This is a genomic window from Microbacterium sp. LWH10-1.2 (genome assembly GCF_038397765.1).
GTDB classification, from domain to species: Bacteria; Actinomycetota; Actinomycetes; order Actinomycetales; family Microbacteriaceae; genus Microbacterium; species Microbacterium natoriense.
Genome location: NZ_CP151638.1, coordinates 89499 through 113421 on the forward strand (window position 1 = coordinate 89499; position 23923 = coordinate 113421).

Annotated in this window: 18 protein-coding genes; 14 read left to right on the top strand and 4 right to left on the bottom strand. The window is 68.1% G+C overall.

The annotated features are described in order from the left end of the window. Positions 1 to 95: 95 nt before the first annotated feature. The 5 genes from MRBLWH10_RS00350 to MRBLWH10_RS00370 all read left to right on the top strand — a co-directional run bounded on the left by MRBLWH10_RS00350 (position 96) and on the right by MRBLWH10_RS00370 (position 10231). On the top strand, positions 96 to 1196 hold the full coding sequence (locus MRBLWH10_RS00350; protein ID WP_341941209.1) for a hypothetical protein: 1101 nt from the start codon (positions 96 to 98) through the stop codon (positions 1194 to 1196). 246 nt (positions 1197 to 1442) lie between these two features. Further along, a complete protein-coding gene (locus MRBLWH10_RS00355) occupies positions 1443 to 2123 on the top strand; it encodes an LPXTG cell wall anchor domain-containing protein (protein WP_341941210.1) in 681 nt (226 codons plus the stop codon). Further along, entirely contained in the window at positions 2123 to 8626 is a 6504-nt protein-coding gene (locus MRBLWH10_RS00360) for a DUF6531 domain-containing protein (RefSeq protein WP_341941211.1), read from the top strand. Before MRBLWH10_RS00355 ends, MRBLWH10_RS00360 begins: the two co-directional genes overlap by 1 nt. Before the next feature lie 581 nt (positions 8627 to 9207). Beyond that, on the top strand, positions 9208 to 9642 hold the full coding sequence (locus MRBLWH10_RS00365) for a hypothetical protein (RefSeq protein WP_341941212.1): 435 nt from the start codon (positions 9208 to 9210) through the stop codon (positions 9640 to 9642). Continuing rightward, complete coding sequence (locus MRBLWH10_RS00370; RefSeq protein ID WP_341941213.1) at positions 9593 to 10231, top strand: ribonuclease domain-containing protein; 639 nt, start codon at positions 9593 to 9595, stop codon at positions 10229 to 10231. Before MRBLWH10_RS00365 ends, MRBLWH10_RS00370 begins: the two co-directional genes overlap by 50 nt. A 1118-nt stretch (positions 10232 to 11349) precedes the next feature. On the opposite strand, the gene MRBLWH10_RS00375 is transcribed toward MRBLWH10_RS00370, so the two are convergent. Then, the gene (locus MRBLWH10_RS00375) at positions 11350 to 11721 is read right to left on the bottom strand and encodes a hypothetical protein (protein ID WP_341941214.1); all 372 of its coding nucleotides are present in this window, start codon (positions 11719 to 11721) and stop codon (positions 11350 to 11352) included. Between the two features lie 178 nt (positions 11722 to 11899). Here MRBLWH10_RS00375 and MRBLWH10_RS00380 point away from each other — a divergent pair, with 178 nt between their 5' ends. Beyond that, positions 11900 to 12988: a hypothetical protein gene (locus MRBLWH10_RS00380; protein ID WP_341941215.1), complete on the top strand. Its 1089-nt coding sequence runs from the start codon at positions 11900 to 11902 to the stop codon at positions 12986 to 12988. A gap of 21 nt (positions 12989 to 13009) precedes the next feature. Here the strand turns inward: MRBLWH10_RS00380 and MRBLWH10_RS00385 are convergent, their stop codons facing one another. Next, positions 13010 to 14338: an MFS transporter gene (locus tag MRBLWH10_RS00385; protein WP_105675213.1), complete on the bottom strand. Its 1329-nt coding sequence runs from the start codon at positions 14336 to 14338 to the stop codon at positions 13010 to 13012. A gap of 5 nt (positions 14339 to 14343) precedes the next feature. Beyond that, positions 14344 to 14682, bottom strand: a complete 339-nt coding sequence (locus MRBLWH10_RS00390; RefSeq protein ID WP_341941216.1) for a MarR family transcriptional regulator — start codon at positions 14680 to 14682, stop codon at positions 14344 to 14346. Positions 14683 to 14857: 175 nt separating this feature from the next. On the opposite strand from MRBLWH10_RS00390, the gene MRBLWH10_RS00395 reads away from it, so the two are divergent. The 5 genes from MRBLWH10_RS00395 (at position 14858) to MRBLWH10_RS00415 (ending at position 19516) form a co-directional block, all read left to right on the top strand. Continuing rightward, positions 14858 to 15592, top strand: a complete 735-nt coding sequence (locus MRBLWH10_RS00395) for a copper homeostasis protein CutC (RefSeq protein ID WP_223585824.1) — start codon at positions 14858 to 14860, stop codon at positions 15590 to 15592. A 45-nt stretch (positions 15593 to 15637) separates the two neighbouring features. Beyond that, the gene (locus MRBLWH10_RS00400; RefSeq protein ID WP_341941217.1) at positions 15638 to 16492 is read left to right on the top strand and encodes an alpha/beta fold hydrolase; all 855 of its coding nucleotides are present in this window, start codon (positions 15638 to 15640) and stop codon (positions 16490 to 16492) included. A 131-nt stretch (positions 16493 to 16623) separates the two neighbouring features. Next, on the top strand, positions 16624 to 17361 hold the full coding sequence (locus tag MRBLWH10_RS00405; protein WP_341941218.1) for a DUF1684 domain-containing protein: 738 nt from the start codon (positions 16624 to 16626) through the stop codon (positions 17359 to 17361). A gap of 26 nt (positions 17362 to 17387) precedes the next feature. Next, the gene (locus tag MRBLWH10_RS00410) at positions 17388 to 18437 is read left to right on the top strand and encodes a biotin/lipoate A/B protein ligase family protein (protein WP_341941219.1); all 1050 of its coding nucleotides are present in this window, start codon (positions 17388 to 17390) and stop codon (positions 18435 to 18437) included. Positions 18438 to 18571: 134 nt separating this feature from the next. Then, complete coding sequence (locus MRBLWH10_RS00415; RefSeq protein WP_341941220.1) at positions 18572 to 19516, top strand: site-specific DNA-methyltransferase; 945 nt, start codon at positions 18572 to 18574, stop codon at positions 19514 to 19516. A 159-nt stretch (positions 19517 to 19675) separates the two neighbouring features. Here MRBLWH10_RS00415 and MRBLWH10_RS00420 read toward each other — a convergent pair whose 3' ends face one another. Then, positions 19676 to 20242 carry a helix-turn-helix domain-containing protein gene (locus MRBLWH10_RS00420; protein ID WP_341941221.1) on the bottom strand — a complete coding sequence of 189 codons (567 nt, stop codon included), beginning with the start codon at positions 20240 to 20242 and terminating at the stop codon, positions 19676 to 19678. Positions 20243 to 20391: 149 nt separating this feature from the next. Here MRBLWH10_RS00420 and MRBLWH10_RS00425 point away from each other — a divergent pair, with 149 nt between their 5' ends. Genes MRBLWH10_RS00425 through MRBLWH10_RS00435 form a run of 3 tightly spaced genes read left to right on the top strand, consistent with a single transcriptional unit; the run spans position 20392 to position 23923 of the window. Beyond that, positions 20392 to 21699, top strand: a complete 1308-nt coding sequence (locus tag MRBLWH10_RS00425; protein WP_341941222.1) for an MFS transporter — start codon at positions 20392 to 20394, stop codon at positions 21697 to 21699. A gap of 17 nt (positions 21700 to 21716) precedes the next feature. Next, positions 21717 to 23192 (top strand): carboxylesterase family protein, encoded by a 1476-nt coding sequence (locus tag MRBLWH10_RS00430; protein ID WP_341941223.1) that lies wholly within the window; start codon positions 21717 to 21719, stop codon positions 23190 to 23192. Then, complete coding sequence (locus MRBLWH10_RS00435) at positions 23189 to 23923, top strand: phosphatase PAP2 family protein (RefSeq protein ID WP_341941224.1); 735 nt, start codon at positions 23189 to 23191, stop codon at positions 23921 to 23923. The genes MRBLWH10_RS00430 and MRBLWH10_RS00435 overlap by 4 nt, the downstream gene beginning before the upstream one ends.

The window sequence follows — 23923 nt, forward strand, 5'->3', positions numbered from 1 at the left end:
CCCGCCGCGCACCGGGGAGCGGTTCGCGTGCGGAGCCGTGGCTTCGGGCTAGGCTGACCACCCAGGGGGTGGTCCGCATAGAGCAGCGAACGGACATGCGCGTCGGCATCGACGCCTTCTCCGCGTCGCCTCCCGGCCGCGGCGGACCGACCGGGATCCTCGGCTTCGTCTGGGCGGTCTGGCCGTGGATGAACTGGATCCTGCCGGTGTTCCTCGTGCTGCACGGATTCATCGGCAGCGTCGGCGGCTGGGAGTCGCTGATGCTCCTTGTCGGCTCGCCCGTGATCGTCCCGGCGTTCGGACTCCTCGGCTCCCTGCCCCGCTTCATCCTCCGCAGGCGCGGCCACCGCACGGCGCCCGGTGTCATCGTTCCGCTGCTCTTCCTCAACTGGTGGGGGTGGGTGACGTTCACCCTCACGATGGAGGGATCCGGAGACAACGGCGCACTGCCCTCGATGCTCCGGATGTTCGTCACGGCCCCGCTGGCGCGTGACTACGAGGGGACTCTCTTCGGCGGAGCCGTTCTGACCGCGGTGGCCGCCTGGGTGGTGGTCCTCGTGCTCGCGTGCGTGCTGAAGCCGCACCCGTCGCAGCAGACCCGCACGTGGAGCATCGCGGCGTGGGCATCCGCCGTCGTCGTCCCTGCCCTGCTCATCGGGGTGATCGTGCTCGGCGTCTCGCTGACCCCGCAGCAGTGGGACTCCGCGGGGTTCACGGTCGCGGAGGTCGCGGCGATGCCCTTGCGGGAGCAGACCGATCGCGCGCGGGAGAACTTCACCGCGACGCAGGAGCGGGCATCGGCGGTGCGCGAGCTGATCGCTCCGGACGGGTGGACCGTGAGGGCGAGCGGCTTCACCGGAACCCCGAACGCGTGCCGCATCGCGGATGCCGAGTGCTACGCGTTCGCCGCGGAGTTCGCGGTCCCCTCGACGTCGGGGGCGTCGGACCTGGAGTCGATCGTCGAGTCGCTGCGTGCTCAGGGCTGGGATGTCGAGGCGACAAGCCGCCTCGAGGCGACCGACGCGCAGGGATACACGCTGCGCGTCGAGGTCGTGCGAGACGACATCATCGTCGAGGTCACGAGCCCGCACTGGTGGGGCTACGACTACGACATCGGCGAGGCCATCGGAGACCGGGAGCCGCTCGATCCCGCTCGCGTCTACCGGTTCGACGAGTGGCCGGAGCTCGGGGCGTAGAGACCGCCTGGGCTGTTCTTCGCCGCGCTCGTGCGTGCCCGGACGCGGTTTCGAGGTTAACAAGACACCGTATCGGCGGTTTCATTACGCGACTGTGAGAAGTTCCCCTGAACGGGGGATTTTTCCGTCTTCGGGGTTGCAGCGGGCCTGTGTATGCCGCCATTCTGGGTGGCAGTGTCGGCGCCTGTGAGGCGCCTGTGAGCGTCCGGGGGGATCGCTGTGGCTGGTCGTGGTGTGAGGCGAGCGGTGGCTCGTATGGTGCTCGGTGTCGTGGCTGTGCTGTCGATGATGCTGGTGCCGCAGGTGGCGTCGGCCGGAGTGCTGCCGGCCGGTCCGGAGGTCGGAGTGCAGGCTCTGGCGGCTCCGGCGGGCGTGCTGGTGCCGCTGGCGGCGTCGGAGAAGGATGTCGATGGCGACACGATCCCCGACGTGGTGGAGCGGGAGGTGTGCGGCACGGCGACGTGCGCGGTGGGCACCGAGGATCGGGACACCGACGGCATCCCCGACTGGACCGAGGTGCTGTCGTGCGATTCGACGACGTGCGCGAAGGTGACGGCCGACCGTGACAAGGACGGCATCCCCGACTTCGCGGAGCGTCTGGTGTGCGGGACCGACACGTGTTCGAATTCGAAGGAGGATGCCGACGGCGACCGCATCGGCGACTGGGTCGAGTTCGTGATCTGCGGGACGCGGACGTGCGCGGACGGCAGTGAGGACTTCGACGGCAACGGCGTCTCGGATGCGGCGGAGCTCGCGGCGTGCGTGGTGCGCATCGATGATCTCGCCATCACGGGCGGGCAGATCGCCTGGGGGCTGATCATCCTCGCGGTGGTCCTCCTCGGTGGTGGCGGAGGACTGTGGTGGTGGCGTCGGCGCCGGGCTGCCGCTGAGGTGGCGGATGCCGACTCGACCGAGGCTGTTCTCTGATGTGGTTCCGTTCGCTGGCCGCCTCGACGGCGGCGGTGCTCGTGCTCGGTGTCGGCGCGGTCGCGCCGGCTCCGATGACCGCGGCCGAGTTGATGGAGGCTGCGCGTGATGAGGTGCTGCAGCGTGTCTACGCCGCTGCGGGACTGAACGCGGAGGGGGAGCCGGAGGCGACGGCCACGCCCGAGCCGGAGTCGACGCCCGCTGTTCCGGGCGGGTTGTCGTCGGTGCCGGTGGCAGGCGCGAAGATCGCGGCCGCGACGGATGCCGACCTGAGCCCCGGTGAGCAGGCGACGGTGTCGTCCGATGCGCTGGGAGTGGAGGCGGTGTTCTCCGGGCATGAGGTGACGGCGCCGGTGACGCTGAGTCTCACGGAGGCGCCGGCGGAGGCGCAGGCGCGCCGGTCGGCCGTGGTGGACACCTCCGGGGTCGTGGTGAGCGACCCGGTGGAGATCATCGCCCGCAACGGCGACGGCGACAAGGTCACGTCGTTCCCCGCGGAGCTCATCGACGTTCCCGACGAGGACCCCGAGCACGGCCCGGTGGTCAAGGACGTCATCCCGGGCATCAGCCTCTCGTTCGATGTCGACATGGGCCGGGTGAAGGATGCCGGTGTGGCGACGTCGACGCTGCGGATCTACACGCGGTCGACGCCGGATGAGGAGTGGACGGAGCTGCCGTCGTACTTCGACGCGAAGACGAAGACGGTCAAGGGCGAGTCGGATCACCTGTCGCAGTTCGTCGTCATCGGCACCCCGTTCCCCGTTCCCCCTGGCCCGGTGGTCGTTCTCGACCCGGACAACGACGAGGGCATCGTCACGACTCCGTCGCCGGCGACGGAGTTCCCGTACAACTGGAATCTCGTGCAGGGGCTGAGCGCGTACCTGGCCCTCCAGTGCAACGCGCAGGTCGTCGTCACCCGCCCGGCAGGGGTTCCGTTCGTGTCCCGCGCGACTCGTGCGGGGGTCGCCGCGGCGGCGAACCCGGTCGCGACGGTGGGGTTCGGTTTCGCGACGAACCAGGGGCACGCGTGGGGGACGGTGTCGGAAGGCGGCACGATGGGCTTCTCCCGGGGCGGGGCTGCGGACAATGCGCTGCGGGATTCGTTCCTGACGTACATGCCGACGTACACAGGCCGGCCGGCGAATGCGGAGCCGTCGAACGCGAACTTCCCGTTCTCCCAGTACGCGGGTCTTCCCGGGGCGTACGCGCACATCGAGACGTTGTTCCTGGACGGCAACTTCGACCGCCCGGTCATCGACAACGGGTTCCCGTCCATCGTCGACGGGGCGTTCCGGAGCCTGGGCGGGTATCTGGAGGGTGCGGGGTTCGACTGCACCGACCCGGTGGTCGGCGGCTGGCCGTCGCCGCCGTCGCAGGCGGAGCTCGCCCGGTGGCGGCAGCTCGGCTACCAGAACTACCAGACCTACGGGGCTGACCCGGTGTCGTTCTCGACGGGCAACCTCGTCGAGTCCTTCCCGCTCTTCGACCTCACGGGCCCCGGCGAGAGCAGCATCGGCGCATCGCTGGTCTACAACTCGCAGGACGGTCGGCTGTCGCGCGTCGGGGCGGGGTGGACGTTCGGGCTGGGAGCTCGGGCGCAGCGCTTCGACGACGACTCGGTCATGGTCGTGCGCGGTGACGGGGCGTCGTTCGTGTTCGCTCCCGACGGGAACGGCGGATACACGGGTGAAGATGGCCTGGGGCTGACGTTGACCGAGGCCGGCGCCGGGCAGCTGCGGCTGGACAGTGACACGGGTGAGACGTGGGTGTTCGACGCGGCGGATGTCTGGGGCATCGGCGAGCTCGTCCGCCATGTCGACCGGCAGGGCAATGCGACGACGCTGACCTATGGGCCAGCCGACCGGAACGTCCACCAGTTCACCCCGCTGACCTCCATCACGGATGCCGCGGGGCAGACCGTCTCCGCCAGCAGCGACGGCGTCGGACGTGTGACAGGGTTCACGCTCCCGGACGGTCGCACGTGGGGGCTGGCGTACAACGCGGCGGGCGACCTGACGTCACTCTCGTACCCGGATGGGACGACCCGGTCGTTCACGTACGACGCGGCGCATCGGATGCTGACCGCCGTCGACCCGAACGGCGTCACGTACCTCGTCAACGAGTACGACGACGCGGGTCGTGTGACGAAGCAGCTGGATGCGGAGAGCAACGTCCGCACGTTCGAGTACGGCGACGGGGAGACCACGTACACCGACAACGAGGGCCAGGACACGGTCTTCGCGTTCGACGACAAGTCCCGCATCACCGGCATCACGAACGCCGCCGGTGAGACGGCGAAGTGGACGTTCACGTCCACGGGCGAAGTGAAGTCTCACACCGATGAGGCCGGCCGCACCTGGACCTACACGTACGACGGCGACGGGAACCTCCTCACGGAGACTGACCCCACCGGCGCAATCGTGGAGTACACGTACACCGCCGAGGGGGATGTCGCGACGGTCACCGACCTCGACGGCGACCGCACGGAGACGACCGTGTACGACGCGCGGGGTCTGGTGACCGAGGTGCAGCAGGCCGATGGCACGACCGTGCGGTTCGAGTACGACGCCGCGGGTGACCTGACCCGCAGCATCCTGCCCTCAGGGTCTGCGACCACGTACGTGTACGACGCCCGGGGCAACCTCGTCACGTCCACGGACCCGCTCGGACGGGTCACGACGTTCGTCTACGACGCGGGCAACAGGCTCACGTCGGTGACCGACCCGGCGGGCGGCGTCACCTCGTTCGCGTGGGATGCCGCTGACCGACTCACCGCGTCGACGGATGCCGAGGGCGGGGTCACGACGTACGCGTATGACGCGAACGGGCAGCTCACGTCTGCAACCGACCCGACCGGTGCGGTCACCGCGTATGCGTGGGACTCGATGGCACGTCTGGTGACGGTCACCGACCCTGAGGGTGGGGAGTCGTCGTTCTCCTACGATGCGGAAGACAACCTCACCGGGACGGTCGACCCGGAGGGCGGGACGACGACGTTCCTTCTCGACGATACGTACCGCACGGTCGGGGTCGTCGACCCCAACGGCGGGGAGTGGAAGCGGACCTACGATCCGACCGGCATCCTGACCGGCTCGACCGACCCGCTCGGCGCCTCCACGACGTTCGCGGTGGACGATGCCGGCCGTCCCACGACGACGACCGATGCGACCGGCGCCTCCTCGAAGGTGGCGTACGACAGCGCGGGCCGAGTCGTGTCGGAGACCGACGCCGCGGGTGGGAAGACGACCTACACGTACGACCTGATGGACCGGGTCACGAAGGTCACCGACCCGGCCGGCTTCGAGACCACGTACCTGTACGACGTGGACGGGTTCCTCATCGGGATGGTGGACCGCAACGGCAACCCGACGCTGTACGAGGTGGATGCCGCGGGGCAGGTGCTGACCGAGACGGATGCGACCGGGGCGGTCACGACATTCGAGTACGACCCCGCCGGGCGCATCGTCTCCATCACCGATGCCGACGGACGAGTCACGGGCATCGAGTACGACCGCAACGGCCAGGAGACCGCGATCGTCGCTCCGGGTGGGGCGCGCACGGAGTACGCCTATGACGCGGCGGGGCGGATGCTGTCGATGACCGACCCGATGGGCGCCACCACGACGTATGCGTATGACAGGGCGTCGCGTGTCGTGTCGGCGACCGACGCGCTCGGCGCGGTGTCGTCGTTCGCGTACGACAGGGCGGGGCGGCAGACGTCCGTCACAGATCCGCGGGAGGAGACCACGCGTTTCGGGTACGACTCTGCCGGTCAGCTCACGAGCGTGATCGAGGGGTATGCATCCGGGGAGCCGGTGTCGGCGGACACGAACGTGAAGACCGCGTACGCGTACACGCCGACCGGGCTGCTGGAGAGCATCACGAATCCGCTGGATGCGGTGACGTCGTTCGCGTATGACGCGGCGGGTCGTCCGACGTCGGAGACGGGTCCGACCGGTATCACCACGACGACCGCGTATGACGCGGCGGGGCGGGTGGCGCGGGTCACGAATCCTGCGGGTCTTGTCGCGGCGTACGCGTATGACGTGCGCAGTGACGTGAAGTCCCTGTCGCGGTCGGATGGGGAGGTGTCGTTCGAGTATGACGGGGAGCAGCAGCCCATCGTGATGGACGACCCGACCGGCACCACCGGGTGGGTGTACGACAAGGTCGGCCGGCTGGTGGAGCAGACGGACACGCACGGCCAGACCCTGACCTCGACGTATACGGCGGCGGGGTTGCGGGAGTCGTTGGCGTATCCGGATGGGGCGACGACGGCGTACACGTTCGATGCGGCGGGGAACCCGGTGACTCAGTCGACCCCGGATGGGGACCTGGGGTACACGTGGGATGCCGCGAATCGGTTGACCGGGGTGACGCGCCCGAATCAGGTGACGACGTCTGTCACGTATGACGTGACGGGTCGGGTCACGCAGGTGCGGCACGAGACCCCGCAGCCTGCCACGGTCGCCCCGCCGGCGGTGGAGCCGGTGGTGCCGTTGCAGATGGCGGCCGAGCAGTGCGCGGCATCCGATTACTACAAGGATCGGGATATCCCCGCGGCGGGTGGGCAGAAGCCGTGTGTGAAGACGTGGGACTATCTGAATCGTCGCACGCTCCCGGAGCCGGTGTCTCCGGTTCCGGCGGGTGCGTCGTTGCAGTACGACTACGAGTACCACCCTACGGGGAACGTCACCGACACGGTCCGCACCATCGACGGCCCCGAGATCACCGACCCGGAGGGCACGGTGACTCCGGGAGCACCGGAGGTTCCGGACGCCGGTGTGCCTGCCGTGGATGCTCCGGTGGTTCCGGCGCCTGCGGCCGTGGTGCCGGAGGTTCTCGAGCATGCGTATACATATGACCGGGTCGGGAGGCTGTCGTCGTCGATGGCGTCGGATGGGGAGGTCAACGAGTACGGGTATGACCCGGCGGGCAACCGCACCCGTGTGAGCACCTCGGGCACTCCGGCGGGGGAGTCGGAGGTGGTGGCGCAGTTCAACGCGGCGGGGCAGTTGACCGGCACGACCACGACGGGTGCTGGTGCAGGGTCTGCGTCGTATGCGTTCGACGGGGCGGGGAACCGGTCGTCACAGGCGGTGAACGGCCAGTCGACGTCGTTCTCCCACGACCCCGCGGGACGGTTGTTGTCGACCCAGGCGGATGGGCGGTCGACGTCGTATGCGTATGACGGTCTCGACCGGCGTGTGACGACGGCAGAGCAAACCGAGTTCGGGACGAACACGACCGGCACGGTCTGGGACGGGTTCGACCCGGCCGCGACGTCCAGTGACCTGCACGGGGCGACCGACCTGTTCCGCGACCCATACGGGGCCGTCGCGTTCCAGGGCGGCCCGTACGGGAACGAGTGGGTTCTCGGTGACCAGCGCAACGCGACCGCGACCGCGGGAGCCGACGGCGCCATCACCGACCTCGTCGACTACGCCGACTTCGGCGGCGCGGACTACGAATCCACAGGATGGTCCAGCCTGGTCGGCAACGACCAGCAACCCGGCGACCCCACCCTCGGACTCGACAACTACTACGCCCGCGACTACGACACCACCACAGGCTCCTGGGTGCAGCCCGATGAATGGCGCGGACTCCTCCAGCGCCCCCAGTCGTTGAACCGGTACGCCTACATCGAGAACACCCCCGTCGCCTTCAGCGACGACCTCGGCTACGTCATCAAAGCGATGGCGATGTCGGACGGAGGCAGATCCGTCACGGCCAAGGTCGTCGGCAAGGCGCTGGCGAAGGCCGGTGCCGCGACTGCAACGACGAACCTGAACACGACGGTGTCGAAGGCGGCGGGGTCAAAGTTCAGCAAGCCTGACTCGAAGCGCACGATCAAAGCTCCCGTGCTTCGATCAGGCGGATACATGTCGGCGGTCCACGACAGTAGCGGGATTCCGCACATCGGGTCCAGATTCTCGGGCACCTCCTCTGCGGCGCCTGTAACCGCGAAGACGTGGGAGGGCATCCTCCTGCTGGGCGCGGCGACGGCCGCAGCGGTGCTAGGAATTGCTTGCATCTACGCCAGCGGGGGACTCTGCGGGTTTGCCCTTGCCACTCTCGGTGGAGGGACGCTTTCTGCGGTGGGATTCGGAACCGTCGCGGTGGGGACGTCTACGATCACGGCTGGCACGGTCATCGGTGGAAGTCTTGCGGTTGCCGGTGCGACCGGTGTCGTCAACGGAACCGGGATGTTGCTCAATGAGTCTGGCAGCAGCTCGGGTGACAATGCGCCGACCACTCTGGACGACGCATTGCGGCAGAACAACGTGAACCACTACTTTCAAGAGAAGCACAAGCTCGATCCGCTTCTCGACGTGTACGGGAGCAAGGAGAGCGTGGTCCAGGCAATTGTGCGAAGTCTAAACGGCGGGTTGCCTTCATCGGGCGCATTTGAAGTTACTAGAACCATTGCCGGTCAGAATGTGACCATTAGGGGAGCAGTTGTGAACGGAGTGGCACGGATTGGAACGTTCTTTATCCCATGATGCTAAGTATTGGTGAACCACTTTCTGCGGACATCATTGAGCTGGTTGAGTTCGTTACATCTCGCCTCGGTGAGGCTTCTCGTGCAGTTTCTGCGCAGAGTCGCGCCGCGACCGTTACGAGCTATTCAAGCACGAACATCGACGTGACTGTCCCAGCGCATGTCCCCGCCATTGGCCTACCGAACGGGCCAACTCCGGGGAGAGCAATTGTCTACGTCGATGGCGTCGTGGCAAGCGAAGTCATGGTCTGGATCCGTGATGGCTGCCTCATCGGACTCGAGCAACCCTGGTACACAGAGGACACACCGGACTCCTGGCCCAGGCCTGAAGCCGTAGAGCTGGAACCGTGAACTGCCCTATGTTTCGTATTGCGTGGTGTCTGTGAGCAAACCGCTCGAGACCAGGAACTAGTCAGGGCGGAATCATCGATCATCTTACAGGCCAAACAATCCCTAGCTCGCATCCCAACGCGCACAGACCGTTGCCATGATCTGACAGTTCTCGATACACGAGAAAAGGGGATGTGATGTTCGAGTTGATCTTGGGGTTTAGTGGGGGCTGCCGCGGGTGTCGCTAGTGCGGTGTACGCGGTCATCGCTGTTGCTCAGAGCAGAAGGGCGAACAAGCGCAGCGTCGAGACGGAACAGTTTGCGATCGAGGCGGCGAAGCCCCGGGCGATGCTGGTGGGCGGTGTGGGGACCATCCCCCAGATCTATCTCGCGCAGCGGGTCGCTATCTGGAATGAAGGGGGTTCAGATCTAGCCGTAACTCGTATTGATATCACCGTGTTTCCCTTCGTCTTTATCGATGTGCCAGGCGATGTCGGACGGAGGCAGATCCGTCACGGCCAAGGTCGTCGGCAAGGCGCTGGCGAAAACCGTGATCGCGAGGACCGGAACCAAGTTGAACCAGGACGCCGCGAGAAGCGCGGGTTCCAAATTCTCGAAGTCGCTACCGAAGCAGGGCGTGAAGTCACCCGCCACGCGCTCACGGTCTCTTCTTTCTGCTGTGCATAGGGCCGGAATCACAGACAAGTGCTCAGTCTTCGAACCCATATGCATCCGACCCGGCGGACGCGACACTGTCTACTGCTCGGACCTCACCCTCGGCACCATTGCACAGGCAACCTGCACGATGGACTACCGCCCTACGACGCTCTTGTCGAAAGCGATCGACATCCTCCTGGCAGGCATACCCGTCGGCTGGATTTTCACACGAGGACTCCGCCTGCTCCTCGAAGCGAAGGCAGCGGCCGCGGCTACTAAGACCGCAGTGTCTGCAGGGACCAAAGTCGACAACGCGGTCTCCACGATTCCGTCGGAGTCTGCAGAAGTCATCCGGAGTATTCAGTCATCAGGCGTGATCTCGCAGAGCGGTGTCAAAGGTCCGGCCGTGCCTAAGCCGTTCGTCAACGACGGTCGTGGTGGGGGACAGGTGCTCCCTCTCGTGGATGACGCAGGAAACTCCATAATCTATCGTGAGTGGGGTACGGTTCCGAACGCTGAAAATCTCAAGCCTGGCGGAGAGAGGATTGTCACGGGGTCAGATGGCTCGGTCTACTACTCGCCAGATCACTATCAAACTTTCGTGAGGTGGAGTGAGTGAAAATCTGGGAAGCGCTTGAAAGCACAGCCGGTCCATGGGTCCACGACGCCGCGGGTCGGCAAGCCGTGGTGTTACGGGAAGTTCCTAGAAGCTGGGGCGGGCTGCTATTGAGGCTTGACGGCAGACAGTTACGGGATCTCGACTCTCTCTTCTCGACTTACGCGCGCGTGTTCAAGTTTCCCGACTACTTCGGATCCAATTGGGCGGCATTCAACGAATGCATGACTACGTTGGAGTCTCTCCCTGCGCACGGTTATGCGACCGTAATCGAGAATGGGGACCAAGTGCTGCTGAACGATGCAACTGACTACCCTACCTTTATCCGCCAGCTCAGCGACGTCGGCAGCTACTGGGCGCGATCATTCGGTCTAGGCCCAGAGTGGAATGGGGGGGAGGTGCCGTTTCATACGGTGCTAGTTCATGAATGGATCGACGGATAGCCATGCAACGTGAGGATCTGGAGAAGCCTTGAGGACCGCCCCGCAGTCTTGCGTATCAGTCTGCGGACGCGACTCGGAGGCGCCGCCTACGTTCCTCCGTCATGTATCCGGATGGGGCGACGACGGGGTACACGTTCGATGCGGCGGGGAACCCGGTGACCCAGTCGACCCCGGACGGGGATCTGGGGTACACGTGGGATGCCGCTAACACGCGACGTACAGTCGAGGTCTCCGGGGCAAGGGACTTCTGATGAAAGCTGGGCGCCGCCGGTGCCCATGGGAGTAGGGGGACTCCCGAAGATGCAGCCATTGGATCTAGGTGACGCCCGGCGGCGCGAACAAGCACGGGCGGAGGACGAGCAGTGGCGTGCCGAGTTCACAGCTCAACGCGTGGAGGCCTTTGCGGAGGCTCGGCGCCTCGCTTCAAGACTGTGGATTCTCGGAGCAGTACTTCTCGGTGTGATCGTCGTCGGCTGCGCTATCGAACTATTGATCGGACGCGCGCACGGGGCAGAGGGTGAATCTGCTCACACGACCATGGTTGTGGGCATCCACGGCAATGTTGTGCCTGCTGTGGGGCCGTGCGCTGTGGATGGGTATCACGGCCGCGAGAGTGCGCCGCACTCTCGCGAGATCAGATGACCGGAGATAGGCCCGGCGCGGTCGCGGTGACGCTGGCTATGCGGTAGCTGCTACGCGAAGCTCTTCGCCTGAGGTCACGAGAACGAAGCCGCCAGCGACGAGTTCAGCAGGAAGTTCCAGAGCATGTCGCGGATCGACGATGCATGTGTCGCCTCCGACCGGCACGACCGCCCAGGAGCCGGCGACGGCCGCACTGTAGATGACGTCCCATGCGGCATGGCCATCAACGTGCGTGAACATGACGCTCTTGATCGGGCGGGTTTCAAGCCCGTACACCTCCGCCCCGCCGTCAGCGGTTGCGAGGCGCATCTCGCCAGCGACGAGATACGGACGAAGCGAATCAAGAGTCGCGTTGGTTGGATCGGATCCATTGTCGCCCGCTTGCAGAAGATGAACGTCGAAACTCACTAGTCTCGTCCCTCCGCTTTTGGCGCCTCGGCGAATCCGCCGCGTCGAGGATTCGAATCAACAGAAGTCTGGCATGCGCGCCCAAGGCGTGTGGCGCGATGCTGCTATCACTGGCTGATTCCCGCCCCTCTTCCGGTGACTCCGTGACACCACGGGGTAGCCTATGCCCGGGGGGGCGATGGCAGATCGGCAGGGGCTCGAACCGCGGGTGAGACACGGCATCCATGCGGTCACCTGGTGGATGTGGTGGCCGATGAGCTGGCTGCTGCCGGTGCTCTTCTGCTTCCACGGCGTGTTCGCGCCCGGAACGTTCATGGCCGCCGTGCTGATGGTCGGATCCGTGGTCATCGTGCCGCTGGTGGGGTTTCTCGGGATGCTCCCCCGCAAGATCCTGCAGGATCGTGGCGTCGACTCGACGCCGGCGCCGATCACCGGACTGCTGATCCTGCACTGGTGGAGCGCGGTGACGGTGACGCTCGTGGCGACCGACTTCACGTGGGCGGGGGAGCCGACATCGGTGCTGCGCACGGCGTTGAGGGTGCCGATCTCCGAGGCGTCCGCGCATGCGATGTTCGTCGTCGCGGTGATCGTCACGGTCGTGACCTGGGGTGCGATGGTGGCGTTCGCGCTCGCCGCCACCCCGGTCTCCGCCACTCACCGGATCTGGGGCGTGGTGGCGTGGATCGTGGTCTTCGCCGCCCCGGCGATCGTCGTGGCGGCGGTCGCCTCCGGGGCCGCGGCATCCGCGGAAGAGCAGGACGCGGCCGGCGACAGCCGCTCCGTCGCGAGCTCGCGCACGCTCGACGAAGAGCGCGCACTCGTGCAGGAGTGGTACGAGCAGCAGCAGGAGCGGCTGTCGGCGGTGCGTCAGGCGATCGTCGGCGGGGTCTGGCAGGCGCAGCCGACCGTGATCGACGACTGCTACGGCACCGCAGGGGAGTGCTATCGGATCACGATCGGCTACGTCTACACGCCCGACGGTCCGGTCGACGTCGACGATGTGCGCAGGGTGCTCGCCGATGCCGGCTGGGATATCGCCGACTCCGAGGATGAGGCCTTCGGGCCGGATCGGATCGAGGCGTCCGACGAGGCCGGGCGGATGCTCGTGTTCGACGCGTTCACGAACGGCAGTTTCACGCTCGAGCTGCACTCCGAATCCTGGTGGATCGCGCCGGAGTCCTTCCGGGCGATCGCGACCGGTGAAGAGCTGCCGCCGCCCGGAGAGCTCTACGCGCCCGACGACTGGCCCGAACTGGAACCCCGCTGACGCGGCCCGCGCTCGGCGGGGTCAGCTCGACTTCTTCGCTGTGCGGATCGGCGTGGTCGCCGCCGCCTCGTCGCTGAACTCCACCGGGTCGACCTCGTCGATCACGCTCAGCGGACGCGTCTCGTCGAGCGTCATCAGGAACCGCCGGTTCTCGTCGCGGTGCAGACGCCCGCTCGTGAGCACCCAGGTCACCCCGATCGCGCACGCGACGAGTCCGGCCACACCGCCGAGCATGATCGCGGTGCGCGGCCCGAACGTGTCGGCCACCCATCCGGCGATCGGCGCGCCGATCGGAGTCGCCCCCATGATGACCGCCATGTACAGCGCGAGCACCCGTCCGCGCAGCGCCGGATCGGTGGTGGTCTGCACGTAGCCGTTCGCGGTGGTGAGCAGGGTCACGATCGTGAACCCGGTGAACATGAGCGTCACGGCGTACGCCGCATACGTCGGCATCGCCGCGGAGACGAACGCGAACACGCCGAACCCGCCGGCGGCGAAGATCACCACCCGCACCCTGGCGCGGTCACGGCGTGCGGCCAGCAGCGCACCGGTGAGCGAACCGATCGCGAGGATCGAGCTCAGGATGCCGTAGCCGTCGGCGCCCGCGCCGAACTCGATCGCCATGGTCGACGCGAAGATCGGGAAGTTCATGCCGAAGGCGCCGATGAGGAACACCGTCACGAACACGACGCGCAGATCGCTGCGCCCCCACACGTAGCGGAAGCCCGCGGCGAGGCCACCGCGGTTACGGTGCTTGGGGCGCGGTGCGAGCTGGCTCCTGCGCATGAGCATCAGTGCGACGATCATGGCGAGGAACGTGGCGGCGTTCACGATGAACACCCACCCGGAGCCGATCGCGACGATGAGCAGACCCCCCACGGCGGGGCCGATCATGCGCGCCAGGTTGAACGACGCCGAGTTGAGCGCGACGGCGTTGGAGGTCTCGCTCGCCGACACCATGTCGGACACGAAGGTCTGCCTGGCCGGGGCGTCGAACGCGTTCACGACACCGAACCCCGCCGCGAAGCAGAACATCATCGGCAGCGTCATCACGCCAAGCAGCAGCAGCGTTCCCACCGCGACCGCCAGGGCGAGCAGGGCGGTCTGGGTGGTGAGCAGGATGCGTCGGCGGTCGAAGCGGTCGGCGACCCAGCCGGTGAGGCTCACCAGCACCAGGGGAGGCCCGAACTGCAGCGCCATCGTGGCGCCCATCGCCGCGGCGTCATTGTTCGTCAGCTCGGTGAGCACGACCCAGTCCTGGGCAGTGGCCTGCATCCATCCGCCGACGTTCGAGACGAGAGCCCCGCCGAACCAGATGCGGTAGTTGACATTGGAGAAGGAACGGAACATCGCGCTCATCGCTCGGCCACCCTCCGCATCAGCACGCTGGCATCGTGCAGGATCTTCAGCTCGTCCTCCGTGAACTCGAGCTCGCGCATCGCGTCGAACAGCAGCTCGTCTCGGCGCTGGATCGTCTCGGCGACGATCTCGACCCCGGCATCCGTGATGTCGACCTGCACGCGTCGGCGGTCCTCGTCGTCGGGGGTGCGGGTCACGAACCCCTGTTCTTCGAGGCCGTTGATCATGCTCGTCATCGACGGGGCGGTCACGCGCTCGCGCTCGGCGAGAGACGTGATCGTGCGCCGGCCGTACATGCGCAGGGTGGACAGGACGGCGAGCTGCGCATCGCTCATGGCATCGATCGCGCGAGCGCACCGCAGGCGCCTCGCCAACCGGAACGTGGCCATGCGCAGTTCTGTCGCCGTGAGGTGGAGGGATTCATCAGACGCAGACATTACTTAGATAGTCTAAGTAATTCTTCGGCCGGAGGGAAGCGCGGATGCCGGCTCGGCGCGCGAGAATGGACGGATGCCGCAGAACCTCGCCCTCGAGATCGCCGTACAAGACCCCGCCGGAGTGCGCGTCGCCGGAGCCGTCGGCGCCGCCCGCGTCGAGCTCGCCCAGGCCCTCGCCCTCGGCGGACTCACGCCGTCACCCGCCACCCTGGAGCTCTCGATCGAGGCCGCCCGAGAGGCGGGGCCCGAGGTGCACGTCCTGATCCGCCCTCGCGCCGGCGGCTTCCACTACGACGCCGACGAGCTCGCCGTCTCCGAGCGCGACGTCCGCCGTGCCGTCGACGCGGGGGCGCACGGCGTCGTGATCGGCGCCCTCGACGCGTCCGGCGTCCTCGACCTCGACGCGATGGCGCGGCTGCGCGACGCCGCGGGCGGAGCATCCGTCACCCTGCACCGCGCCATCGACGTGACACCCGACCCGCTCGCGACCCTCCGTGCCGCCCGCGAACTCGGGCTGCGGCGGGTGCTCACCTCCGGCGGCGCCTCGGCGGCCGTCGACGGCATCGACACCCTGCGCGCCCTCGTCGCCGAGGCTGAGGGGGCGATCGAGATCATGGCCGGAAGCGGGGTGACCGCGGCATCCGCCAGAGCGCTCGCCGCCACCGGAGTCGACGCCCTGCACTTCTCCGCCAAGCGCAGCGTCGTCGAAGACGGCGGCGTGCGCATGGGGTCGGCGGCCGACGGCGTCGGCGGCTACGAGGTGACCGACCTCGCCACCGCTCGCGCCCTCGTCGCCGCTCTCGCCTGAGCCATCGCCCTCGCGGCCTCCGCACCCCGTGGGTAGGGTGGGGGCGTGACGGATACGCGTGAGTTCACGGATGCCCACGGCATCGCCATCGTCTACGACGTGCACCCCGCGGCGGGTGTCGCGCGAGGGGTGGTGCAGCTGCTCCACGGAGTCGGCGAGCACGCGGGCCGCTACGGCGCGCTGATCGCCGCCCTCACCGACGCCGGATTCATCGTCTACGCCGACGACCACCGAGGCCACGGGCGCACCGGCATCCGTCAGCACGACGGACCTGCAGGGCTCGGCCACCTCGGCAAGGGCGGCATCCGTGCGACGAAGGAGGCGATCTGGCAGCTCACGGGCATCATCCGCGAGGAGAACCCCGATCTCCCCCTCGTGCTCCTCGGGCACTCGTGGGGATCGTTCCTCGCGCAGATGCTCGTCAACGACCACCCGGAGGCGTGGGATGCCGTCATCCTCTCCGGCTCCGCCCTGCGCACACCGACCTCGCTGAACGCCGCCCCGCTGAACGCCCGGTGGGCAGGGGAGGGTGCGACGGGACTCGAGTGGCTCAGCCGCGACCCCGCGGTGTGGAAGGAGTTCGACGAGGACCCCCTCACCACCGACGTCCCGCTGCTGAAGCTGTTCGGCCCCATCGAGGCCGCGAAGCTCTACGGCCGCCCGCGCAAGGACCTCGGCCGCGACATCCCGATGCTGCTCCTCGTCGGCCGCGACGACCCGGTCGGCGGCCCCCGCAGCGTGCACAAGCTCGCCGACGAGTACCGCTCGCGCTCTGGTCTGACCGATGTCACGACGCTCGTCTACCCCGACGCCCGGCACGAGATCTTCAACGAGCTGCAGCAGGACGAGGTGCGCGCCGACCTCCTCGCCTGGCTCGACGCGCACATCGCCCGACGCTGAGCCGCGCATTCCCTCGGCCCCGAAACATTTCGCTCGGAGTCGTGACGTTACGCCGGGTGTAACCGGATGACGATGCGCGCGCGCCACCCCTCTGCCTCCCCGTAGATTCGCGGCGAGAGGGAGGTTCTCCGATGGGCTTCGAGGATGACTGGCGCAGCTGGCACGCGTCGCGGGAGAGCTACGCGGGCGCCGAGTACGGGCCGTCCGCGCTGGAATCGACGAACTGGCTGATCACCGAACCCGCCGCGGTCGACGGGGTCCCGGGGCTCTGGGCGCTCACCGGCGACGGCGGCATCCGGGGCAGCGACCTCGGAACGGCGGGGGCCAGCGTCACCCTGCGCGGAACCGAGACGATCAGGTTCGGCAGGCGCGAGCTGCGCGTGTTCGAGCGCAACGGCACGATCGGCCTGCGGGTGTTCAACCCGCAGCGGCCGCAGCGGCAGCGCTTCAGCGCGATCGACGCCTACCCGCCGCGGGAGGGCTGGCGGGTGCCCGCCGTCTTCGAGGAGACGCCGGGGGAGAGCATCACCATCACCGCGGTCGACGGCGAGGAGCAGGATTCTCCCGTCGCCGGGCGGCTGCACTTCACGCTCGACGGCATCCCTCTCTCCCTCACGGTGACGCGCGGCGCGCAGGGGGCGCTGAGCGCCGTGTTCGCCGACGCCACGAACGGCATCGAGACGTACCGGTTCCGGTTCCTGCCGATCGACGAGCCCGCGGCGGACGGGAGCGCCTGGATCGACTTCAACAGGGCGTATCTGCCGCCGTGCGCGTTCTCCGACCAGTTCGTGTGCCCGCTGCCCCCGGCCGGCAACCGCTACACGGCATCGATCCGCGCGGGCGAGCGGGCGGTGATCCTCGGCCGGTGAGGCTCCTCGCGCCTTAAGCTGGAGGGGTGCACGGTGAATACAAGGTCCCCGGAGGAAAGCTCGTCGTCGTCGACGTCGAGGTAGAGGACGGCAGGCTCGCGGGATTCCGCCTCGCCGGCGACTTCTTCCTCGAACCGGACTCGGCGCTCGACGACATCAACGCCGCGGTGAACGGCCTCCCCGCAGAGGCTGATGCCACGGCCATCGCCGCCGCCGTGCGCGCCGCGCTGCCCGACGGCGCGCAGCTGCTCGGGTTCACCCCCGATGCGGTCGGCACCGCGGTGCGTCGTGCGCTCGTCACGGCCCCCGGATGGCGCGACTTCGACTGGGAGATCCTGCACGAGAAGGCCGTCTCCCCGCGCATGAACCTGGCGCTCGACGAGGTGCTCACCTCGCGCGTGGGCGAAGGCCGCCGGCGCCCCACGCTGCGCATCTGGGAGTGGGACCAGTCGGCCGTGGTGATCGGCTCGTTCCAGTCGTACCGCAACGAGGTCGACCCCGAGGGCGCAGCTCAGCACGGCTTCGACGTCGTCCGCCGCATCTCCGGCGGCGGGGCCATGCTCATGGCCGCCGGGCAGATCATCACGTACTCGCTCTACGTGCCGGCATCCCTCGTCGCCGGGATGACCTTCGCCGACTCCTACGCGTTCCTCGACGACTGGGTGCTGCAGGCGCTGCGCTCGCTCGGCATCGACGCGGTCTATCAGCCCCTCAACGACATCGCCTCCTCGTCGGGCAAGATCGGCGGCGCCGCGCAGAAGCGCCTCGCCAACGGCGGGGTGCTGCACCACGCGACCCTGTCGTACGACATCGACGGACAGGTCATGACCGAGGTGCTGCGCATCGGCCGCGAGAAGCTCAGCGACAAGGGCACGACGTCCGCCGCCAAGCGCGTCGACCCGCTGCGCAGCCAGACCGGCCTGCCCCGCGCCGAGATCATCGAGCGCTTCAAGGACACCTTCCGCTCGCTCACGTCCGCGGAGGACGGTGCGATCACGGCCGACGAGTACGCCGACGCCGAGGCCCTCGTCGCGTCGAAGTTCGCGACGGACGCGTGGCTGCACAGGGTTCCGTGACCGACCCCTCGGAGGACCCCGGGGCGGCAGCCGCTCCAGGAATTCGGACGGATGCAGGAATCTCGGAAGATTCTGCGGCATCCATCCGAAAAACGGACCAGTCTCCGGAAAACGGTGCGGCGACCGTGGGTGCGGTGACCGTGATCGAGGGCGACAATCTGGTGGCCGCCGCCACGCTCCCCTCCGGATCGTTCACGCTCGTGTACCTCGATCCGCCGTTCAACACGGGGCGCACGCGCGAACGCCGGGTGATGACCGCCACGCGGATGTCCACAACTCCTCAAGAATCCGGTGCCGACGATGACGGTGCCACGGAATCCCGCGAGGGCGGCCCGGCGGAGGCTGCGGATGTGAGGAGTTCTGAACCGGCGAGACCGGAGCCCGAGCCCGAGACCGAGGTGCGGCACGGCTTCCACGGTCACCGGTACGAGCGGGTGCGCGGGATGCTCCGCGCCTACGACGACCGCTTCGACGACTACGGCGACTTCCTCATGCCGCGGCTCGAGGAGGCCTGGCGGCTGCTCGCCGACGACGGCACGCTCTACCTGCATCTCGACTACCGCGAGGCGCACTACGCCAAGGTGATGCTCGACGCGGTCTTCGGACGGGACTGCTTCCTCAACGAGCTGATCTGGGCCTACGACTACGGCGCCAAGTCGCGCCGCCGCTGGCCCACCAAGCACGACACGATCCTCGTCTACGTGAAGAACCCGCGCGAGTACGTGTTCAACTCCGACGACGTCGACCGGGAGCCGTACATGGCCCCCGGGCTGGTCACGGCCGAGAAGGCCGCACGGGGCAAGCTCCCCACCGACGTGTGGTGGCACACCATCGTGCCGACGACGGGGCGAGAGAAGACCGGGTATCCGACGCAGAAGCCCGCCGGCATCCTGCGCCGTATCGTGACGGCGTCGAGTCGTCCGGGAGACAGGGTCCTCGACCTCTTCGCCGGATCCGGCACGACGGGGGCCGTGGCGTCGGCCCTGGGGCGCGACGCTGTGCTCGTCGACGACAACCCCGAGGCGATCCGGGTCATGAGCGAGCGGATGCCGCACGCCGAGGTGACGCGGGTCGACTGAGTCAGGCCGATCGTTCTGCCGGCGGAGAGTTCGGTTCGTCGGCCGAAACAGGCAGATCCGACCGGCAGCGCGAACTTCGCACCGACATGTCGACCTGCAGAGCTGGTAGGTAGACAGGCAGGCAGGCGGGGCGGCCGTGTCTGCGCCGACGCCACCGGGCTACGGGCGCAGCAGCGCGATGAACCGTTCGATGTCGGCGGCCATGTCGAGCGTCGGGTCGAGCATCCACGCGGACTGGAGGCCGTCGGCGAGGGCGTGCAGCGAGCGGACGACCCAGGCGGGGTCGAGGTCGGCGCGGATGTCGCCGGCATCCTGCGCCTCGATGACCCCGGCGATCGCGGCGCTCTCGACGGTGGCGGTGCGGGCGCGGAAGTAGGCGTGCGCCGGGTGCTCCGGGTCTCCGGCCTCGGCCGCGAGCTGGGAGTAGAGCTGGACCAGGCCGGGCACCGAGGCGTTGTGTCGGATCACGGCGAGGAATGCCTCGGTGGTGTCCTCCCCGACGTACTCCAGCTCGTCGCGCTCGTCGCGGGCGCGGAGGATGGCCACGAACAGCTCCTCCTTGGTGCCGAAGTAGTGCAGGAGTCCGGCGGGGCTCAGGCCTGCGGCATCCGCGATCTCCCGCACCGACGCCTTGCGGTATCCATGCGCCGCGACGACGGACAGCGCCGCTTCGAGGATCTCCTCGCGCTTGATGACGCCCTTCGCGTATGCCCCTCGAGTCGCCATGACCCCAGCGTAAACCGGCGGCGCCGATCGCGAAAACCGAACGAAGTTCGTGAATGGCTTGCGAGGTCGACATCCGATCTGCGAGCATGTCTCATGAATACCGAATGATGTTTGGTATTGGTCCTGAAACCGCTCAACGAGGAGCCCCCATGTCTCTCTCCCCGCTCGACCCGGCCGCCGAGATCGCGGCCACCGGCGTCATCGCCACCGAACCGCCGTCCGCAGGCTCTCCCGCCGCGAGTCCGCCCGCGAATCGGCGGCTGCTGCCCAGCATGCTGATCTCGTCGCTCACCCTGTTCGCCGCCTACGGCGGCCTCATCGCGATCCTGCTGCCCTCGCAGATCGCGCTGCTGGACGAGAAGAACAAGGTCGCGAATCTCGCGATCGTCACGACCGTGTCGTTCGTCTTCACGCTGTTCGCGCAGCCCCTCGCCGGCGCCTTCAGCGACAGGACGCGCTCGCGGTTCGGCCGCCGAGCGCCGTGGATGGTCATGGGCGCGATCGTCGGAGGCATCTTCCTCTTCGGCCTGGGGTCGCTGACCGACATCCTGTGGATCACGGTGTTCTGGGTAGTCATCCAGGTCGCGCTGAACTTCCTCCAGGCGCCGCTGACGACGATCACCGCCGACCGGTTCCCGCGGTCGAAGCGCGGCGGCGCGAGCGCGATGATCGGACTCGGCACGCAGCTCGGGATGACGGTCGGCGTCATGATCGCGGCCGCACTCGGCTCGCAGATCGGGATCGGCTACTCCACCTTCGGCATCGCGGTGATCGTGGTGACGGTCCTGTTCGTCCTCCTCAACCGTGACTGGTCGTCCAAGAGCGCTCTGGTCGAGCCCTTCAGCTGGGGCGCCTTCTTCAAGGGCTTCTGGATCAACCCGCGCAAGCACCCCGATTTCGCCTGGGCGTTCGGGGCGAGGTTCCTCCTCATCCTCGGCTACTTCGTGGTCGCGACCTACCAGCTCTACCTGCTCACCGACTACATCGGCATGTCGCTCGTGGAGGCGCAGGGAGCGACCCTCACCCTGACGCTGATCCCGCTGGTGCCGACGCTGATCGCGATCGTGCTCTCCGGGTGGCTGAGCGACAGGCTCGGACGCCGCAAGGTGTTCATCTACGTCGCCTCCGTCGTCATGGTGGCGGGGCTCTCCGTACCGATCTTCCTGCCGAACATGACGGGCATGATCATCATGAGCGTCGTGAACGGCATCGGGTTCGGTCTGTACATGTCGGTGGACGCCGCGCTGATGACCGAGGTCCTGCCGAGCGAGGGCACCGCGGCGGGCAAGGATCTCGGCATCCTCAACGTCGCGACCAACATCCCGCAGGCGATGAGCCCCGCGATCGCCGCGGTGATCATCACGTCCTTCGGTGGCTACGCCATGCTCTTCGGCTTCGCGATCGTCTTCGTGATCCTCGCCGCCATCGCCACCGCACCGATCAAGGGAGTCCGCTGATGACCGAGAATACGACCATGACCGATTTCGTAGAGGTGGACACCGCGGCAGGGCGGGTGCGCGGACGCTGGCGCCCGACGACGGGGACCGGGCGGATGCCGCGGTCGGCGGCGTTCCTCGGCATCCCGTTCGCCGAGGCCCCCGTCGGGCCGCTGCGATTCCAGGCGCCCGTGCCCAAGGCTCCGTGGGAGGGCGTGCGCGACGCGCTCGAGTTCGCCGCCACCGCGCAGCGTGGCGACCCCGGTGTGACGCTGATCCCCGAGCCGTCCGTGCCGGGGGAGTCCACCCTGAACGTGAACGTCTTCACGCCCGATCCCGACGCGGCCGGCCTGCCCGTGCTCGTGTGGATCCACGGCGGAGGCTACTTCGCCGGGTCCCCCGCGAGCGCCTGGTACGACGGCCGCAACTTCAACCGCGACGGCGTGGTCACCGTGTCGATCTCGTACCGGCTCGGCTTCGACGGCTTCGGGTGGATCGAGGACGCCCCGTCGAACCGCGGCATCCGCGACTGGCTGCTCGCCCTGGAGTGGGTGCAGCAGAACATCGCGGCCTTCGGCGGCGACCCCTCGCGCGTCACGATCGCCGGGCAGTCCGCCGGCGGCGGCGCGGTGCTCACCCTGCTCGGGATGGAGAAGGCGCAGCACCTGTTCCACGGCGTCTACGCGATCTCGGGTGCGCTCGCCGACGTCTCGGCGGAGCGCGCCGAGAAGTTCGGCCGAGGGCTGGCTTCGGCCGGAGGGGTCGCGCCGACCGTCGCCGGCTTCTCCTCTCTGGACGAGGAGCGCGTGATCGCGCTCCAGAAGAAGGCGACGGAGCTGGGCCCGAGCTCTCTCGGCAGCATCGTCGAAGAGGGGCTTCCGCTCGGCCCGTCCGTCGACGGCGACCTTCTCGTGCGTCCGACGCGGGAGTCGCTGCGGGCGGGCGTCGGCGCCGACAAGCCGCTGGTGATGGGCGCGACCGACGACGAGTTCACGATGGCCTTCTCGGGGGTCGCGAAGAAGCTGCGCTGGGTGCCCAAGGCGTTCCTGCTGAACAGGCTCGGGATGCCGAAGGGCGCGATGAGCCCGTACCTGGCCGCCAACCAGGACGCCCTGGAGCGCGGCACCGCGGGCATCGCCGGGCGCCTGCTCACCGACAGGATGTTCCGCACCGCCGTGCTGAACATCGCCGAGGACCGCGGGGACGCTCCGACCTGGCTGTACCGGTTCTCCTGGCCGTCCGGCACGTTCGGGTTCGCCGAGCACTGCCTCGACGTGCCCTTCTTCTTCGACTGCCTCGACGGCCCCGCGATGGTGCCGCTCGCCGGCTCGAACCCACCGCAGGCCCTCGCCGATCAGGTGCACGCGGCCGCGACCTCGTTCATCGAGACGGGCGACCCCGGTTGGCCCGTCCACGAGGGCGATCGCGGCGTCGTCCGCGTGTGGGACACGCCGGTCAGCGACGTGGTCGACGGGTACGCGTCGGTGCGTGCGCTGCTGGATCCGGTGTCGTGACCGCGGCATCCGTGCGGGAGGGGCAGGCCCCTCCCGCCAGTCCGTCGCGCCCGCGTGCTCTGCTGTGGACCTCCGTCGCCCTGTTCGTCGTGTTCGTGCTGCTCGGTGTCGGCGTGCTCGCCTCGCCGTCGTCTCCGTGGACGCAGGGGCTCGACGACGCGTGGCGGGCGCTGCTCGGAGCGGGGCCGGGGTCGGCGCTGCCGGCCGGTCCGGTGGCACAGCTGTTCCAGAACCTCGGCGCCCTGCCCGGCTTCGCGCTCATGATGGTCGTGCTGCCGCTCGCGCTCGTCGCGATCGGGCGCTGGCGCTCCGCGCTCTTCGTGATCGCCGTGCAGCTCGCCGGCCCCGGACTGCTCTCGCAGCTCACGAAGAACCTCGTCGATCGACCCCGCCCCGCCGCCGACGAGGCCGCGGGTCTCTTCGGGCCGCTCGTCATGGTCGACCACGGATCGTTCCCCTCGGGGCACGCCGTGAGCACGGCGACGGTGATCGTCACGGTGTTCGCGCTGATTCCGGCATCCGCGGTGTGGATGCGCCGGATCTGGACGGTCGTCGGCGTGCTGCTCGCGATCGGCATCGTCTGGCAGCGCACGCTCATCAACGCGCACTGGTTCAGCGACACGCTCGCCGGACTCATCGGAGGCGCGGCGGTCGCGCTGCTGCTCTGGTGGGCGTTCGAGCCCTGGCTGCGTCGGGATCGGGCCCGGAAGGCGACCTTCCTCGGCCGCTGA

Excerpts from the sequence above, each read along its gene's own strand:
- MRBLWH10_RS00350 (WP_341941209.1), top strand. The coding sequence starts at position 96 with ATGCGCGTCGGCATCGACGCCTTCTCCGCGTCGCCTCCCGGCCGCGGC.
- MRBLWH10_RS00360 (WP_341941211.1), top strand. The coding sequence starts at position 2,123 with ATGTGGTTCCGTTCGCTGGCCGCCTCGACGGCGGCGGTGCTCGTGCTC.
- MRBLWH10_RS00380 (WP_341941215.1), top strand. The coding sequence starts at position 11,900 with ATGGCAGATCGGCAGGGGCTCGAACCGCGGGTGAGACACGGCATCCAT.
- MRBLWH10_RS00385 (WP_105675213.1), bottom strand. The coding sequence starts at position 14,338 with ATGTTCCGTTCCTTCTCCAATGTCAACTACCGCATCTGGTTCGGCGGG.
- MRBLWH10_RS00390 (WP_341941216.1), bottom strand. The coding sequence starts at position 14,682 with ATGAGCGATGCGCAGCTCGCCGTCCTGTCCACCCTGCGCATGTACGGC.
- MRBLWH10_RS00395 (WP_223585824.1), top strand. The coding sequence starts at position 14,858 with ATGCCGCAGAACCTCGCCCTCGAGATCGCCGTACAAGACCCCGCCGGA.
- MRBLWH10_RS00405 (WP_341941218.1), top strand. The coding sequence starts at position 16,624 with ATGGGCTTCGAGGATGACTGGCGCAGCTGGCACGCGTCGCGGGAGAGC.
- MRBLWH10_RS00420 (WP_341941221.1), bottom strand. The coding sequence starts at position 20,242 with ATGGCGACTCGAGGGGCATACGCGAAGGGCGTCATCAAGCGCGAGGAG.
- MRBLWH10_RS00425 (WP_341941222.1), top strand. The coding sequence starts at position 20,392 with ATGTCTCTCTCCCCGCTCGACCCGGCCGCCGAGATCGCGGCCACCGGC.
- MRBLWH10_RS00430 (WP_341941223.1), top strand. The coding sequence starts at position 21,717 with ATGACCGATTTCGTAGAGGTGGACACCGCGGCAGGGCGGGTGCGCGGA.